This window comes from Luteococcus sp. H91 (genome assembly GCF_038433135.1).
Classification (GTDB): Bacteria; Actinomycetota; Actinomycetes; order Propionibacteriales; family Propionibacteriaceae; genus Luteococcus.
Map to the genome: position 1 here is coordinate 87785 of NZ_JBCDMV010000008.1, position 15562 is coordinate 103346.

A 15562-nucleotide genomic window follows, 5' to 3' on the forward strand; every position below is an offset into this window, starting at 1 on the left:
CTGGCGGTCTGACCTCATTGATGGGCAGGTGGGGCCGCTGCACGGCGGTTCTGAACCACAGGTGAGCCTCCCGATACCCCTCTCCGCAGGGTCTCTCCGCAGGGTGCGCCGCGGGCTTGCGGGGCATCATCGCTTGCGGCACGGTAGGTTGGGCAACGCAGAATTGTGGTTGCGTGCCCTGCAGCCTGTGCCCCCGGCGCGCCGCAACCCCGAGAACTGCACCAGCTTCACCTGACAGCTCAACCTATGGCAGCCGTTCCACCAGCCCTGGAGATGACATGACAAGCGCCCTGAGTCCCCGCGACATCCAGACCCGGATCCGGTCGGGAGCGTCGCTGGAGGATCTGGTGCGCGAGTGTGGCCTGCCGATGGAGAAGGTGGAGCCCTTTGCCGCGCCGGTGCTGGCCGAGCGTGAGCACGTGGCTGGCACCGCGCTGCAGTGTCCGGTGCGACGCCGGGGCGAGACCGGCTCGGTGCGGGCCATGCGGGCGGTCGTCGAGGAGAAGCTGGCGGCGCAGCAGGTGAACATGGACGACGTCACGTGGGACGCGTGGCGCAACGAGGATCGCCGGTGGAGTGTCGTCGGGCGTTGGCAGCACGACGGTGAGGGCCACGAGGCGCAGTTCGTCTTTGACCAGCGCGCTCGGTTCAGCGTCGCCACCAATGACGCGGCCCGTCAGCTGATCGGTGAGGTCACCGCCGCCCCCGCTCCCCGCCCGGTGCCCTCGGCGGTCGCGGCCGATGCCGAGCCCACCATTGACCTGCACGACGAGCTGGCGGTGCTCCGCGCGGTGCAGGGTGATGTGCCTTCGGTCAGCGCCCCCAAGCAGCCGTCCATGCCTCCCGCAGGCACTGGCCCCCGTCCGACTCCGGAGACCCAGCCGGCTCCGGAGACCCAGCCGGTTGCAGAGCAGCCTGCTCCGGCCCCCGAAGCCGAGCCCGCACCGGCCCGGGCCTCCGACATCGAGGACGAGGAGGAGGTGCAGGACTACTCCCCCGCCGAGCTGGAAGAGGTTGACGGGGTCTACGACTTCGTCCCGCAGAACACCTCGGACATGGACGTGCTCTACGAGATGCTCAGCTCCTTTGCCGAGGACTCGGTGAACATCTACGCCGGGCTGGCCAATCCCGTGACGCAGGAGCCGAGCGCTGACCTGACCGAGGAGCCGGCCGAAGCCGACGACGCCACCGAGGGCCAGTCCGAGGCGGCCCTTGCTGATCCGTCGCTGGCGGTGCTGGACGCCGCCGAGGTGGAGGACGTTGCGGAGGCCGAGCCGCAGGTGGCGGTGGAACCGGTGATCGCGGACGAGCCCCCGGCCGAGGCCGAGCACCCCGCGCTGGCCGCTGTCCGCGAGGAGACCTTGGCGCACGAGGAAACCCCGACGGCCGAGCCGGTGGACGAGCCGTCCGACCAGGAGCTCCTCGACGAGCTCGGGGACCGTGGCACGATCCCTGCCCAGCCGCAGGATCCCAGCCCGACGGCCGAGCCCGTCGAGGTCCCCGGGGAGGTCGAGGGCGAGGATGTCGAGGACGAGGATGCCGAACCGTCGGCCCTGATCGAGCTGCCTGCCCAGGCCCCCGTCGCGGTTCCCGCGGCGCCCGTGGTGGTGGAGGTCAGCCAGCCCGAACCCGGCCAGAACACCATCGAGGTGGAGCTGCCCAGCACCGATCCGGTGCAGGAGACCCTGGATGAGGCCGTCGAGAGCGATATCGCTCCGTTGGCCGAGCCCGTCGAAGCCGCCGGTGACGCGGCAGCCGAGGAGGAGCCGCTCGACAAGCTCGTGGGCCGTGGTTCCGATGCTCCCGACCCGACCCCGACGGCCGAGCCTGTCGAGGCCCCCGCACCCGAGGCCCCCGCACCCGAGGTGCCCGAGCAGGACGCCCTGGTGGAGACTCCTCAGCAGCCGACGTCGCAGCCGCGGCCCAAGCCCCGTCCGCGCAAGAAGCGCGCCTCGATCCCCAGCTGGGACGAGATCATGTTCGGCGGGCCCACCCCGCCCAAGCAGGGCTGACCCACCTCAGCCAGCGGCGAAGTCCAGCAGCCGATCCACCGGCCAGGTGGTGATGATCCGCTCCGGCGCGATCCCCGCCGCCTCCGCGCGGGCACAGCCCAGCGCCAGGAAGTCCAGCTGTCCGGGGGCGTGCGCGTCGGTGTCGATGCTGAACAGGCAACCGATCTGGCTGGCCAGGGCCAGCAGTTCGTCGGGCGGATCCTGCCGTTCGGGACGGGAATTGATCTCCACCGCGACGCCGAACTGGCGGCAGGCCTCGAAGACCACCTCCGCGTCGAAGTCCGACGGCGGTCGGGTGCCCCGGGAACCCTCGACCAGCCGCCCGGTGCAGTGCCCCAGCACCGTGGTGTGCGGATTGGCGACGGCGGCCACCATCCGTCGGGTCATGGACTGCCGGTCGGAGCGCAGCCTGGAGTGCACCGAGGCCACCACCACGTCCAGGCCGTCCAGCGCTTCGTCCGACTGGTCCAGCGAGCCGTCATCCAGGATGTCCACCTCGATCCCCCGCAACAGCCGCAGTCTGCTGCCGTCGGCGACCAGCGTGGCCTGGACCCGGGCGATCTCGCCCCATTGCGCCCGCAGCCGGCCGGCGCTGAGCCCATGGGCCACGCGGAGCCGGGGTGAATGGTCGGTGATCGCCAGGTATTCATGCCCCAGCCGGGCGGCGGTGTTGGCCATCTCGGCCAGCGACGAGCCACCGTCCGACCAGGTGGTGTGACTGTGCAGGTCTCCCCGCACCAGGGCACGCACCGCGGAACGGGCCAGGGGCTCGGCCCCCGAGGCTCGCAGTTCGGCCAGCCGCTCGGGCAGGCGTCCGGCCAGGCAGTCACGGATCACGGCGACGGTGCTGCGGCCCAGCCCGGGCACCGCGGACCAGGCGTCGGCCTCCTGCAACGCGGCCAGATCGTCGGCGTCCAGGGAATCCAGCGCGTCGGCGGCCCCCCGATAGGCCTTCACCCGGTAGTTGTCGGCCCGGGCCCGTTCCAGCCAGAAGCCGATCTCCCGCAAGGCCTCGGCGGGGGCGGGTACGGTCGGTTCCACGGTGTCTGCGGTGCTGGCCACCGCCCCACCGTACGGCACAAGGCGCAGTAGGCTCACTGGTCACAGGAAGGACGAGGATGCTCCCACGCAAGAATCGCGATGCTGACGGCCCGGCCGGCGCGCCTGCTCCCACCCCCGGCTCTGGACGGGCGCTGGTGCCCTCGGATCGCGCCCGCAAGGCGTTGGTCTCCCGGCTGTCCACCTCCACCAGCAAGATGACCACCATCGTGCTGAGCGCCATGGACGAGCGTCATCCGTGGTTCGGGGAGCTAGATGCAGAGCACCGTTCCTGGATCAGCGTGGTGGCCCGGGGCGGCATCGACGGATTCACCCAGTGGGTGGCCGATGACCCCGACGTCGCCTTCGACCCGGCCAATGTCTTTGCCGCGGCCCCGCGCGCCCTGACCCGCAACATCACCCTGCACCAGACCGTCGACCTGATGCGGACCACGATCACCGTGGTGGAGGAGCAACTGCCCCACCTGGTGCCCAAGGGTGACCTGCCCCTCCTGCAGACCGCGATCGTGCACTACTCCCGGGAGGTGGCCTTCGCCGCCGCTGAGGTCTATGCCCGGGCCGCCGAGGTGCGCGGCGCGTGGGATGCTCGGATGGAGGCCCTGGTGGTCGACGCCATCGTCCGCGCCGAGGCCGACGAGTCGATGGTCTCCCGCGCCTCCACCCTGGGTTGGCACTCCGGCAGCAAGGTCTTCGTCGCCGTCGGGCATGTGCATCAACAGGGTGATGACGCGACCACGGACCTGCGTCGCCAGGCGATCAAGATGAAGCTGGACGTGCTCACCTCGGTGCAGGGCGACCGGCTGGTGATGGTGGCCAGCGGGCCGAGCATCACCGACGAGGCCAGCGCGATCACCGTGGTGGAGGCCCTGACCGACTTCTTCGGTGACGGTCATGTGGTGATCGGCCCACTGGTCGACGACCTGGTGGAATCCCCCCGATCGGCCCGGGCCGCGATCAGCGGCCTGCGTGCCTCCGACGCCTGGCCGGAGGGCGCCCGCGCCCTGCCGGCCTCGGAGCTCCTGCCCGAGCGGGTGCTGGCCGGCGACGGGCATGCCCGTCGCACCCTGGCCAAGGAGGTCTTCGAGCCCCTGGCCGCGGCCGGCGGTGACCTGCTGGAGACCTGTGTCAGCTTCCTGGATCATGCCTGCTCGGTGGAGGCGACCGCGCGGGACCTGTTCGTGCACGCCAACACCGTGCGCTACCGGATCAAGCGCATCCAGGACGTGACGGGCTACTCCCCCACCGACGCCCGCGATGCCTATGTCCTGCGGCTGGCAATCACCCTGGGACGTTTGGCGGCCACCGCCCGTTGACCCGCGGCGCGGTCCACGCGTACAAGGTTCGTCCAGGATCACATCGGGGGAACTCAGCAACCCCTACAAGTCGACGACCTTTCCCCTGCGGGGATGTCAGCGGGGCTTGTGGGGATCTGACAACAACGGGGCCTGAGATTTCGTCGTGTCGGCTCCCGCAGACTTCTCAGCAAGCCTGCACAGTGGTTACGTGCTTGCAATCGTTGCGCCGGGACAAGGCGCCCAGACCCCCGGATTCCTCGCCCCCTGGCTGGAGCTCGACAGCTTCGCGGGGCGCCTTGCCCGTCTGGGCCAGGTGAGCGAGCTCGATCTGGCCGGCCACGGCACCACCGCCAATGCCGAGACCATCAAGGACACCGCCGTGGCCCAGCCGCTGCTGGTGGCCTCGGCCATCGCCACCGCGGCCGAACTGCTCGGTGATGCCGGTGCGGATCAGCGGGTTGGCATGGTGGCCGGCCACAGCGTCGGTGAACTGGCCGCCGCCGCGATCGCAGGCGTGCTCAGCGAGGACGACGCGATGCTGCTGGTCCGCGAGCGTGGCCGCGGGATGGCCAAGGCCTCTGCCGTGCGCCCGACGTCGATGACCGCCGTGATCGGGGGCAAGGCCGACGAGGTGCTGGCCGCGATCGAGGCCGCAGGGCTCACCGCCGCCAACAACAACGGCTCCGGGCAGATCGTCGCCGCCGGGACCGTGGAGCAGCTTGCCGCCTTTGCCGAGAACCCGCCCGCCCGTGCGCGGCTCTTCCCGCTGAGTGTCGCCGGCGCCTTCCACACCGTGCACATGGAGCCCGCCGTGGAGACGCTGCGCGCGCTGGTCGCCGACGTGCAGCCCGGCGATGCCCGGGTCGCCCTGCTCAGCAACCGCGACGGCGCCGCCGTCGCCTCCGGCCGGGACTACCTGGACCGGCTGGTCGCCCAGGTGGCCAACCCGGTGCGCTGGGACCTGTGCATGGAGACCATGGCCGCCCGGGGCATCACCGGGCTGCTGGAGCTCACCCCGGCCGGCACCCTGACCGGGATTGCCAAGCGCAACCTCAAGGGCGTCGAGCTGTTCAACCTGAACACCCCCGACCAGCTGGACGAGGCCCGGGCCTTCGTCGAGACCCACGCGCAGAACGGCAACTGAGATGGCAATCATCCAGGTACGACAGGGTGCACCCTACGCGCGGCTGCTCAGCACCGGCGCCCACCGCGGTTCACGCGTGGTGGACAACGCCGAGATGTGCACCATGATCGATTCCTCTGACGAGTGGATCCAGCAGCGCACCGGCATCACCCAGCGGCACTGGGCCACCGACGACGAGACACCGCGCAGCATGGCCGTCGCCGCGGCCCGGCAGGCGATCGAGCGGGCCGGGCTGAGCGCCGACCAGATCGACACCGTCATCCTGGCGACGGTCAGCAATTCCCAGCAGATGCCCTCGCTGGCCTCCTTCGTCGCGCAGGATCTGGGCTGTCCCAGCCCCGCCATGTTCGACATCTCCGCCGCGTGCGCGGGCTTCTGCTACGGCCTGACCCTGGCGGATTCGCTGATCCGCACCGGCTCATCGGTACACGTGCTGGTGATCGGCGTCGAGAAGCTCAGCGAGAACCTGGACCACAACGACCGTGGTACCGCCTTCCTTTTCAGTGACGGCGCCGGCGCCGTGGTGGTGGGCCCCTCCGATGTGCCGGCGATCGGCCCGACTGTCTGGGGTTCCGACCCCAGCCAGGCCAACGTGCTGTCGATCGAGAACTGGCGCAGCCTGCCGGAGGACCAGAAGCACCCCTTCATCCGGATGGATGGCACCAAGGTCTTCCGCTGGGCCACCACCTTCATCTCCGACCGGACCCGCGAGACGCTGGCGGCCGCGGGGCTCGAGCCGGAAGACCTGGAGGTCTTCATCCCGCACCAGGCCAACAACCGGATCACCGATTCCATGTTGCGCCACCTCAAGCTGCCCGGCGACATCATCGTCGCCCGGGACATCGCCCAGATGGGCAATTCGTCAGCAGCCTCCGTGCCGCTGGCCCTGGACGCCGTCCTGCAGTCCGGCCAGGCCCACAGCGGCCAGACCGCGCTGCTGATCGGCTTCGGGGCCGGCCTGACCTTCGCCGGCCAGGTCGTCACCCTCCCCTGATCCCGGGGTCCGCCACCCGGCGGCTCCGTAACAGCACCCGCAACACCAACACAGAAACAGGAGGCCATCATGGCCAGCACCGAAGAGATCCGCTCCGACCTCGCCGAGATCGTCAACGACGTCGCCGGCGTCGGCGTCGAGGACGTCCAGCTGGACAAGTCCTTCACCGAGGACCTGGACGTCGACTCCCTCAGCATGGTCGAGATCATCTACGCCTGCGAGGAGAAGTTCGGCGTCTCCATCCCCGACGAGGATGCCAAGAACCTGAAGACCGTCGGCGACGCCGTGGCCTTCATCGAGCGCGCCCAGGCCTGAGCCTGACACCGGGTGCGGGCCGACGTTGAGTGCGTCGCCCGCACCCGACTCCACTCCCTCACAATCCTTCACTCACAGGAGTTGTTCTCATGACCACCGTTGTTGTCACCGGTTTTGGCGCATTCACCCCGCTGGGTGTTGATGCGCCCACCACCTGGAGCGCGATGCTCGAGGGCATCAGCGGCGCTCGCACCATTGACCTGGACTGGGCCGCGGAGCTGCCCGTCACCTTTGCCGCGCAGGCCATCGACGATCCGGCCAGCAAGCTGGATCGGGTCCAGGCCCGACGTCTGGACCGCTCCACCCAGCTGGCCCTGGTGGCCGGCGAGGAGGCCTGGACGGATGCCGGCCTGAAGTTCGGCGAGGTCAACGAGAACCTGGACGAGGACCGGATCGGCGTCAGCCTGGCCAGTGGCATCGGCGGCCTGCACTCCCTGCTGGGCCAGTGGGACATCCAGAAGGGCAAGGGCCTGCGCCGGGTCAGCCCGTTCACCATCCCGATGCTGATCAGCAACGCCCCGGCCGCCAATGTGGGCCTGAAGGTGGGCGCCCGCGCCGGCATCCACACCCCAGTCAGCGCCTGCGCCTCCTCCAACGAGGCGATCAGCCTGGCCATCGACATGATCCGGCTGGGTCGCGCCGACATCGTGCTGGCCGGCGGCACCGAGGCCGTCATCCACCCGCTGCCGATCAATGCCTTCGCCCAGATGCAGGCGCTCAGCCGCCGCAACGACTCCCCGGAGACCGCGTCGCGTCCCTGGGACACCGGCCGCGACGGCTTCGTGATGGGTGAGGGTTCGGTCTGCATGGTGCTGGAGAGCCTGGAGCATGCCCAGGCCCGCGGCGCCAAGATCTACGGCACCCTGGCCGGCGCCGGCATCAGCGCCGACAACCACGACATCGTCGAGCCCGATCCCGACGGCCGCGGTCAGGCCTCCGCCATGACCCGCGCACTGAAGGAATCCGGCCTGCAGCCCAGCGACATCAAGCACGTCAACGCGCATGGCACCTCCACCCCCAAGGGCGACGTGACCGAGGCCAACTCGATCCGCACCGCGCTGGGCGATGCCGCTGACGACCTGATCGTCACCTCCACCAAGTCGATGACCGGTCACCTGCTGGGTGGCGCCGGCGCGATCGAGACCTTCGCGACGGTGATGGCGCTGAACACCCGCAAGATCCCGGGCACCATCAACATCGAGAACCTGGAGCCGGGCCTGCCGGTGGAGATCGCCACCACGGTCCGCGAGCTGCCCCAGGGTGACCTGGCCGCGCTGAACAACTCCTTCGGCTTCGGCGGCCACAACGTCGCCATCGCGGTGACCAACCAGAACCAGAGCCGCTGACGGCTTCTACCCACCCCCGCCCAGGCCGCGTCCGGATACTCTCCGGGCGCGGCCTAGGTGCTTTCTGGAACCCAACCCCGTTCCCCGAGCCTGTCGAGGGCTGTTCCGAGCGCTGACCGACAGTGTCTGTGGCAGGTTGGTGGGATGAGCATTCCGCAGACCCAGCCGGATCGGATTCCCGACGACGTGCGCGAGCGCGCTGGGAATGGCCAGGCACGCGCCGTGTGGGTGAACGGGATCGGCGGTGTCACCTGGGAGATCGGCGAGGGGGCAGACCGCGAGTACGTGAAGCACGGCCCCACCCACCCGGACTTCGACGTGGTCGCGGAGGCCGCTCGGCTGGAATGGGCGAAGCGCTGGCTGCCGGTGCCGACCGTCCTTGCCTATGCGAGCACCGACGACGAATCGCTGCTGGCCACAGCCGCCCTGCCGGGCGAATCTGCGGTCAGCCCGCGCAATGTGACCCGGCCCGAGGTGGTGGTGCCCGCGCTGGGGCGGGCGCTGCGCCGTTTCCACGACGCTCTTCCGGTGGCCGACTGCCCCTTCGACTGGTCGGTGTCGGAGCGGCTGGCTGACCTCGGGGATCGACGACTGGTGCAGACGCCCGGGGCGGATTTGGTGGTCTGCCACGGCGACGCCTGCAATCCGAACTTCCTGCTGGACGAGGCCGGGGAATGCTGCGGCTACGTGGATCTGGGGCACTTGGGAGTCTCTGACCGGCATGCCGATCTGGCACCGGCCATCCTCAGCCTGGGATGGAACTTCGGCGAGGGCTGGGCCAAGGCCTTCCTCTCCGGCTACGGGCTATCCGTCGACGAGGAGCGACTGGCCTTCTACACTTGGCTCTGGGAAGCTCAACCGCTCGACGACAGGTGACCCGGGCCTTGACCGGATCGGCCATCGTGGTTTCGACGCGCGGGAACCCAACCCCGATCCCCCAGGCTGTCGAGGGGTTTGTTGACGAGTCCTAACCGGCGCGGTGCAACCAACGGACCGGGGCATCCTCGCTGGCATGCCGGAAGACCTCCAGCTCGTCGTCCCACGGGGTGCCCAGCAGGTCGTCGAGCGCAATGCGCAGCGTCTTGGCGCCGGTGGCGTCCTCGGCGATGGCCAGCTTGATCCGCTCTTCCGGCACGGTGATGTCACCGCTGACGGTGGTGGCGGCGTGGAAGATCCCCAGCGACGGGGTGTAGCTCCACCGGCTGCCCTCTCCCGTCGCGTCGGCATCCTGGGTCACCTCGAAGCGGACCCGCTGCCAGGCCAGGAAGGCGCTGGCGAGCCGGGCCCCGGTGCCGGCCGGACCTCCCCAGGCCAGCTCCGCGCGCAGCGTGCCGGGTTGGGCGGGCTGGCGGGTCCAGTCGAAGTGTGCGGGCGCGCCAAGGACGCCCTCGACGGCCCATTCAATGTGCGGGCACAGCGCCGACGGCGTCGAGTGGACGAAGAGCAGCCCACGGGTGTTGCCGAGCATCACAGTCCTCCTGCCAAGGCCCCAGTCGTGCCTTCCCCTGCAGACTCGGAACTGGCCGGGCGGTGATGTTGCCCATGATTCTGCCTCAGCAGACGTCGGCTGCCAAGTGGTCTGGTGCAGTGGCTAGGCTCGATGCATGACTTCGACGACGAATGCACCCTGCGGCAGCTGGCCCTCCCCGATCTCCATCGACGCGATGCTCGCCTCCGGTGTGGGCCTGGGTGCCGTGGGAGTCGACGGTCAGGACGTCTACTGGCTGGAGTCCCGGCCCGAGGAGGATGGCCGCACGACCTTGGTGCGGCGTCGTGGCGACCAGACCAGCGAGATCACCCCGGCGCCGGCCAATGTCCGCGGCCGGGTGCAGGAATATGGCGGCGGTACCTGGCAGGCCCGCGACCAGATCATCGCCTGGGTCAACGACGAGGATCGCGCCGTGCACCTGGTGGAGCACGACCAGGACCGGGCAATCACCCCCTGTGACAAGCGGGTCTGCTTCGGTGACCTGCGGGTGGTGCCGCAACACCGCATGGTGATCGCGGTGCGCGAGGACCACCGCGAGGAGACCGTCGACACGCACGGCGAGGTGGAGACCAGCATCGTCGTGCTGCAGATGGACCACCCGAATGAGGACTTCGGCACCGTGCTGGTGCGCGGCTCCGATTTCTACGTCCACCCCACCCTGGGCGCCGACGACCGGCTGGCCTGGGTGGAATGGAGCCACCCGAACATGCCGTGGGATGGCAGCCGACTGATGGTCGGACGGCTGGAGGGCGACGCCGTGATGGACGCCGAACAGGTGGCCGGTGGCGAGCAGATCTCCACGGTCCACCCGTCGTGGGCCGGCGACGGCACGCTGCACTTCCTCAGCGATGAGAGCGGTTTCTGGAACCCGTGGAGCTGGAATGGCGACAGCCTGCGCCAGGTGCTGAGCGCCGAGAGCGACTTCTGCCGCCCGGTCTGGGTGCTGGGCAGCGACGAGTACGCCCTGGTGGACGACCACACGCTGCTGCTGCGCGGCTACGTCGACGGCGCGGCGCAGCTCTCGGTGCTGGATGTTCGGACAGGCAAGCATCGGGAGCTGGGTGACCGGATGGCCGATGTCGATGCCGTCGCCATCGGAGCGGCCGGGGCCTTCGCCGTCGTCCGGCATGCCGACCGGGAGACGGAGGTGGCGCAGGTCGACCTCACCACCGGACAGCTCAGCACCGTGCGCGCCGGCGCCGAACAGGAACCCGACCCGGCGTGGGTCTCCCGCGCCGAATCGATGTGGTTCGAGGGCCGCCACGGCCTCAGCCAGACCTGGTACTACCCGCCGACCAATCCCGGTTGTTCGCCCGTCCACGGGGAACTGCCGCCGGTGATCGTCAACACCCACGGCGGCCCGACGGGGATGGCCCCGGCGGGCTACAACACCGGCTTCCAGTTCTGGACCTCCCGGGGTTTCGCGGTGCTGGACGTGAACTACTCCGGCTCGGCGGGCTTCGGCCGCGCCTACCGCAACCGCCTGCAGGGGCAGTGGGGCGTCGCGGACGTGAACGACGCCATCGATGCGGTGAAGGCCGTGGTGGAGCGTGGGCTGGCCGACCCCAAGCGGGTGGTGATCCAGGGCGGTTCCGCCGGCGGCTACACCACCCTGCAGGCGCTGGTCAGCTCCGACGTCTTCGCCGCCGGCGTCAGCCGCTACGGGATCGGTGACCTGGAGACGCTGGTCACCGACACCCACAAGTTCGAGTCGCGCTACCCGCTGGGGCTGGTCAGCCCCTACCCGGAGGCGCGCGAGCTGTACCTCGAGCGCTCCCCCATCCACCACGTCGGTCGGCTGAGCAGCCCGATGCTGATCCTGCAGGGGCTGGACGACAAGGTGGTGCCGCCCAACCAGGCCGAGTCCATGGCCGATGCGGTGCGCGCCAAGCAGCTGCCCGTCGCGCTGATCATGTTCGAGGGCGAGGGGCACGGCTTCCGCAAGCAGAGCACCCGCCGCTCGGTCGTCGAGGCGCAGTTGAGCTTCTTCAGCCAGCTCTTCGGCTTCACCCCGGCCGACGACGTCCCGGTGCTGGAGATCGAGAACCTGTAGCGCGTGGTTCGGGGGTCTCGACAGGCTTTGCCATCGTGGCTGCGTCGGAGTTCCCCGAGCTTGTCGAGGGGTCTTCCAGGTGGGGGCTCAGGCCGCCGTCGGGTAGCTGCGGGCGCCGAAGATCGCGGTGCCCACCCGCACGCAGGTGGAACCATGCCTGATGGCCAGCTCCAGATCGCCGGACATGCCCATGCTCAGCTCATTCCAGTCGGCTCCCAAGACCTCGTCGCGACGCAACGACTCCTGCAACCGCAGCATCTCCTCGAAGCAGGCCGACACCTCGTCGGGGGCACCGTTGACGGCCACCGTCATCAGGCCCCGCACGTCGAGCCGGTCGAAGGGCTCCAGCGCCTTCGCCACGTCGAGCAGGTCCTCCGGCAGGATCCCGGACTTCTGCGGTTCCCGTGACGAGTTGACCTGCAGCAACACCGGCAGCCGTCGGTTCACCGCGGCCAGCCGCTTGTCCAGTTCGCGAGCCAGCTTGACCGAATCCAGCGCCTGGAATTCGTCGGCGAGCTCCGCCACCGGCCGCGCCTTGTTGGTCTGCAGGTGACCGATCACCGAGAAACCGAAGTCGTCGTCGGGCCGCAGCTCGGCGGACTTGGCCACCAGCTCCTGCACCTTGTTCTCGCCGAAGAGCGGGTAGCCGCGAGTCGCGACCTGCCTGATCAGCCCGATCGGGTGGGTCTTGCTGACCGGCAGCAGCCGCACCGACGACACGTCCCGGCCCGCCGCGGAACACGCCTGCGCGATCCGGTCCTCGACGGCGGAGAGGTTCTGGGCAATGGAGTCGGCTGACATGTCTCCAATCAATCACCGACACAACGCCGTGACAACTGCATCACGGCCAGCGGGCACCCAGCGAGATCACACCCAACGACGCCAGGACGGCGAAGAGCAGCGCCAGACCGGCGTACTTGTCGGTCACCTCGGTGTAGACCTTCTCGTAACCGACGGACTGGGCGATCGTCTTGTAGACCGCCTCCAGCTCGTCCTTGCTGGCCGCGGAGAACTTCTTGCCACCCGAGGCACGGGCGACGGCCGCCAGCTCCGCGTGGTTGACCGGCACCGGCTGGCGCTGACCGCCCTCCATCACATAACCCGTCGCGGTGCCGTAGGCAATGGTGTAGACTGGAACATTCTGCTTCTTGGCCTGCTCCGCGGCGGTCAGCGACGACCGACCGATGTTGGTGGCGCCATCTGAGAGCAGCACGATCGCTGCAGGGGCCACCTCCTTGGGATGCTGCGGATCCGGCGGCACCAGCTTCAACGCGTCCAGCGACGCATAGATCCCGTCACCGATCGCCGTCGACGGCGCCACCTCCAGGTTCTGGATGGCGCGATCCACCGCACCCCGGTCGGTGGTGGGCGGCACCACCATCTCGGTCGTCGCGGCGAAGGTCACCAGCGAGACATTGAACCGATCGGGCAACTGCTGGTTGAAGGCCTGTGCAGCGGACTGGGCCGCGGCCAGCCTGTTGGGCTCGACGTCGGTGGCGATCATCGAACGTGAGACGTCGACGGCGATCACGATGGTTGCCCTGTCCCGCGGCACATTGGTGTGCGCCTTGGGCATCGCCCAAGCCACCACCAAAGATGCCAGTGAAGCCAGCGCCAGGGCGACCGCGCCGTGCCGCTTCCACGCCGCATCCTTGGGGATCACCAGATCCAGCCGGCTGCGACGCCTGGCGGGGTTGGGCCGGAATCGCCCGTTGAGCAGCAGGTAGAGCAGCCCGATCGCCGGGATCAGCAGCAGGAACCACAACCGACGCGGCCGCATGAACTGGGTCATCAGCAGGACGTCGAGCATCACGGCCACCTCGCTGCCATCGAGACCGCGCCGAGCGCGGCAATCGTCGCGAAGGCCAGCGCGTAGAGGGCGTACTGGGCGGTGCGCTCCTTGCGCACCTCCTCATACCCCACCTGGCTCTTCACGTCCTTGTAGACATTCTTCAGGTCATTGGCGCTGCCGGCGCTCCACGACCTGCCGCCGGTCGCCTTGGCGATCTGCTGCAGCAGCGTCGGATCCGGTGGCACCCGCTCCCGCTTGCCGTCCAGATCCACATAGCCGGTGGAAGTGCCATAGGCGATGGTGTAGACCGGCACCTTGGCGGAACGGGCCTGCGCCGCCGCACCCGACGGGTCACCACCGGTGGTGTTGGTGCCGTCGCTGAGCAGCACCACCAACCCGGGGGCGGGCTTCTTGTCCGCTCCGGGCGGGGCCTGCTTGATCGCCTTCAGACTGGTCGAGATCGATTCGCCGATCGCGGTGCCGTCCTGCAGCTGGATCCCGTCGATCGCACGTTCGGTGGCGGCCCGGTCGACGCTCGGTGGCATCCGCACCGACGGGCTGCCGCTGAGCGCCACCACGGAGACATTGAAGCCGTCGGGCAGGGTGGTGATGAACATCTTCGCCTCGGCCTTGGCGGCGTCCAGCCGGTTGGGCTTGACGTCCTTGGCCATCATCGACTGGGAGGCGTCGATCACCACGACGACGGTGGCGCGTTCCCGCGGCACCCGCTCGACGCCCATCGGCCGGGCCCAGGCCAGGCTGAGCGCGATCAGCGAGCACAGGCTCATCGCGACGGCCAGGTGGCGTCGCCACTGGGACTGCTTGGGCAGGATCGCGCCCAGCACGCCGGTATTGGTGTAGCGGATGCCGGTGCGGCCCTTGAGCCGCAGCGCCAGCAGGTAGGCGATCACCAGCAGCGGCAGGATCGCCAGGCTCCACAGCCGTCCCGGGTTCTTGAACTCCGGCCAGCTGATCAGCAGGTTCAGCATCTGGATCACTTGCTCACCCCCTGTGGCGGCTGGTGCAGCATCGACGCCGTGCGACGGTAGGCCAGCACGAAGCGGGCGATGTCCTCCACCCAGTCGCGATCGGTGCGCAACTGGATGTGGCCGACGCCTGCCCGGCGCATCGCGATCTTGATCCGCTCGCGCTGCGCGGCCGAGGCGGCATTCATCCGCTCCCGCGCGGCCGGATCGGAGGTGTTCACGTACCGCGCGAAGTCGGTTTCGGGATCCTTGATCAACATCTCACCGACGTCGGGGAAATCGATCTCGTGGCTGTCCACCACCTCGATGCACAGCACCTGGTTGCGCACGGCGAGTCGACGCAGCGCCCGCTCCCATTCGGGTTCCACATTCGGGTCCAGCTCCGAGTCGCCGGGGGTGAGGAAGTCGCTGACCACCACCCGCATGCCGCGGCGCCGCTGGGTTCGCACCATCTGTTCGATGCCCTGCGCCAGGGTCATCGAGCCCGGGGCGTGGTCGGGCACGATCGGCTCGTCGAGCATCTTGCGCAACAGGCCGTAGAGGGCGGTGCGGCCGCTGCTGGCGGGCAGTCGCTTGATCGAGTCCTGCCGCATGATCATGCCGCCGAAGCGGTCACCCATCCGTTGGCTGAGGAAACCGATGGTGGCAATCGAGGCGATGCCGAGATCGCGCTTGGTGACGCCCTCGGTGCCCCAGTTCATGCTGGGGGTGACATCCAGCAGCGCCCAGACCTCCAGTTCCCGGTCGGCAATCGTGTCGCGGACGTGCGGGACGGTGGTGCGGGCGGTGACGGCCCAGTCCATCTTGCGGACGTCGTCCTGACCGGGCTGGTAGACCCGGGCGTCGTTCACGTCGGAGCCGGGCCCGGGCAGCAGGCCCAGGTGGTCGCCGTGCAGGAAGCCCTCCAGCCGTCGCACGATGGTCAGTTCCAGCCGTCGCAGGGCCGCCTCGGGCGCCAGTTTGCTCAGCGGCAGGGTGGCACCCGTCGGTGCGGCCAGCACGCTGCCGGCGGCTCCGACGTCCAGGTTTCGCCCCGACGAGTCGTCAGGCGGGGCGAAGTGCGGAACAGGGGTCATG

At 69.4% G+C, this 15562-nt stretch carries 14 protein-coding genes; 8 read left to right on the plus strand and 6 right to left on the minus strand.

All coding sequences use genetic code 11. The features are described from left to right. Nucleotides 1-173 precede the first annotated feature (173 nt). A complete protein-coding gene (sepH, locus tag AAEX57_RS05635; protein WP_342091480.1) occupies nucleotides 174-2012 on the plus strand; it encodes a septation protein SepH in 1839 nt (612 codons plus the stop codon). A 6-nt stretch (nucleotides 2013-2018) separates the two neighbouring features. Here the strand turns inward: sepH and AAEX57_RS05640 are convergent, their stop codons facing one another. Further along, nucleotides 2019-3074, minus strand: coding sequence for a PHP domain-containing protein (locus tag AAEX57_RS05640; RefSeq protein ID WP_342091479.1), 1056 nt, complete (start codon nucleotides 3072-3074; stop codon nucleotides 2019-2021). A gap of 194 nt (nucleotides 3075-3268) precedes the next feature. Here AAEX57_RS05640 and AAEX57_RS05645 point away from each other — a divergent pair, with 194 nt between their 5' ends. From AAEX57_RS05645 to AAEX57_RS05670, 6 genes are all read left to right on the plus strand, one after another. Continuing rightward, the gene (locus AAEX57_RS05645; RefSeq protein ID WP_342091574.1) at nucleotides 3269-4384 is read left to right on the plus strand and encodes a PucR family transcriptional regulator; all 1116 of its coding nucleotides are present in this window, start codon (nucleotides 3269-3271) and stop codon (nucleotides 4382-4384) included. A gap of 190 nt (nucleotides 4385-4574) precedes the next feature. Then, nucleotides 4575-5510, plus strand: coding sequence for an ACP S-malonyltransferase (locus AAEX57_RS05650; protein WP_342091478.1), 936 nt, complete (start codon nucleotides 4575-4577; stop codon nucleotides 5508-5510). A 1-nt stretch (nucleotide 5511) separates the two neighbouring features. Further along, complete coding sequence (locus tag AAEX57_RS05655) at nucleotides 5512-6504, plus strand: beta-ketoacyl-ACP synthase III (RefSeq protein ID WP_342091477.1); 993 nt, start codon at nucleotides 5512-5514, stop codon at nucleotides 6502-6504. Nucleotides 6505-6573: 69 nt separating this feature from the next. After that, complete coding sequence (locus AAEX57_RS05660) at nucleotides 6574-6819, plus strand: acyl carrier protein (protein WP_094765328.1); 246 nt, start codon at nucleotides 6574-6576, stop codon at nucleotides 6817-6819. 89 nt (nucleotides 6820-6908) lie between these two features. Next, nucleotides 6909-8165, plus strand: coding sequence for a beta-ketoacyl-[acyl-carrier-protein] synthase family protein (locus AAEX57_RS05665; RefSeq protein WP_342091476.1), 1257 nt, complete (start codon nucleotides 6909-6911; stop codon nucleotides 8163-8165). 144 nt (nucleotides 8166-8309) lie between these two features. Beyond that, entirely contained in the window at nucleotides 8310-9041 is a 732-nt protein-coding gene (locus AAEX57_RS05670; RefSeq protein ID WP_342091475.1) for an aminoglycoside 3'-phosphotransferase, read from the plus strand. Nucleotides 9042-9132: 91 nt separating this feature from the next. Here AAEX57_RS05670 and AAEX57_RS05675 read toward each other — a convergent pair whose 3' ends face one another. Further along, on the minus strand, nucleotides 9133-9633 hold the full coding sequence (locus AAEX57_RS05675; protein ID WP_342091474.1) for a DUF3145 domain-containing protein: 501 nt from the start codon (nucleotides 9631-9633) through the stop codon (nucleotides 9133-9135). Nucleotides 9634-9769: 136 nt separating this feature from the next. Between AAEX57_RS05675 and AAEX57_RS05680 the strand changes: the two genes are divergently transcribed. Beyond that, entirely contained in the window at nucleotides 9770-11707 is a 1938-nt protein-coding gene (locus tag AAEX57_RS05680) for an alpha/beta hydrolase family protein (protein ID WP_342091473.1), read from the plus strand. An 87-nt stretch (nucleotides 11708-11794) separates the two neighbouring features. Here the strand turns inward: AAEX57_RS05680 and AAEX57_RS05685 are convergent, their stop codons facing one another. From AAEX57_RS05685 to AAEX57_RS05700, 4 genes are read right to left on the minus strand one after another with little or no spacing between them, the layout of a single operon-like run. Beyond that, nucleotides 11795-12508: a YggS family pyridoxal phosphate-dependent enzyme gene (locus AAEX57_RS05685; protein ID WP_342091472.1), complete on the minus strand. Its 714-nt coding sequence runs from the start codon at nucleotides 12506-12508 to the stop codon at nucleotides 11795-11797. Between the two features lie 40 nt (nucleotides 12509-12548). Further along, entirely contained in the window at nucleotides 12549-13517 is a 969-nt protein-coding gene (locus AAEX57_RS05690; RefSeq protein WP_342091471.1) for a VWA domain-containing protein, read from the minus strand. Then, complete coding sequence (locus AAEX57_RS05695; protein ID WP_342091573.1) at nucleotides 13517-14488, minus strand: VWA domain-containing protein; 972 nt, start codon at nucleotides 14486-14488, stop codon at nucleotides 13517-13519. The genes AAEX57_RS05690 and AAEX57_RS05695 overlap by 1 nt, the downstream gene beginning before the upstream one ends. Before the next feature lie 5 nt (nucleotides 14489-14493). Next, entirely contained in the window at nucleotides 14494-15561 is a 1068-nt protein-coding gene (locus tag AAEX57_RS05700; protein WP_342091470.1) for a DUF58 domain-containing protein, read from the minus strand. Nucleotide 15562 lies beyond the last annotated feature (1 nt).

Bases quoted from the DNA above. Each gene is read 5' to 3' on its own strand.
- AAEX57_RS05675 (WP_342091474.1), bottom strand. From the start codon at position 9,633: ATGCTCGGCAACACCCGTGGGCTGCTCTTCGTCCACTCGACGCCGTCG.
- AAEX57_RS05665 (WP_342091476.1), top strand. From the start codon at position 6,909: ATGACCACCGTTGTTGTCACCGGTTTTGGCGCATTCACCCCGCTGGGT.
- AAEX57_RS05660 (WP_094765328.1), top strand. From the start codon at position 6,574: ATGGCCAGCACCGAAGAGATCCGCTCCGACCTCGCCGAGATCGTCAAC.
- AAEX57_RS05655 (WP_342091477.1), top strand. From the start codon at position 5,512: ATGGCAATCATCCAGGTACGACAGGGTGCACCCTACGCGCGGCTGCTC.
- AAEX57_RS05695 (WP_342091573.1), bottom strand. From the start codon at position 14,488: ATGCTGAACCTGCTGATCAGCTGGCCGGAGTTCAAGAACCCGGGACGG.
- AAEX57_RS05690 (WP_342091471.1), bottom strand. From the start codon at position 13,517: ATGCTCGACGTCCTGCTGATGACCCAGTTCATGCGGCCGCGTCGGTTG.
- AAEX57_RS05680 (WP_342091473.1), top strand. From the start codon at position 9,770: ATGACTTCGACGACGAATGCACCCTGCGGCAGCTGGCCCTCCCCGATC.
- AAEX57_RS05700 (WP_342091470.1), bottom strand. From the start codon at position 15,561: ATGACCCCTGTTCCGCACTTCGCCCCGCCTGACGACTCGTCGGGGCGA.
- AAEX57_RS05685 (WP_342091472.1), bottom strand. From the start codon at position 12,508: ATGTCAGCCGACTCCATTGCCCAGAACCTCTCCGCCGTCGAGGACCGG.
- AAEX57_RS05645 (WP_342091574.1), top strand. From the start codon at position 3,269: ATGACCACCATCGTGCTGAGCGCCATGGACGAGCGTCATCCGTGGTTC.
- AAEX57_RS05670 (WP_342091475.1), top strand. From the start codon at position 8,310: ATGAGCATTCCGCAGACCCAGCCGGATCGGATTCCCGACGACGTGCGC.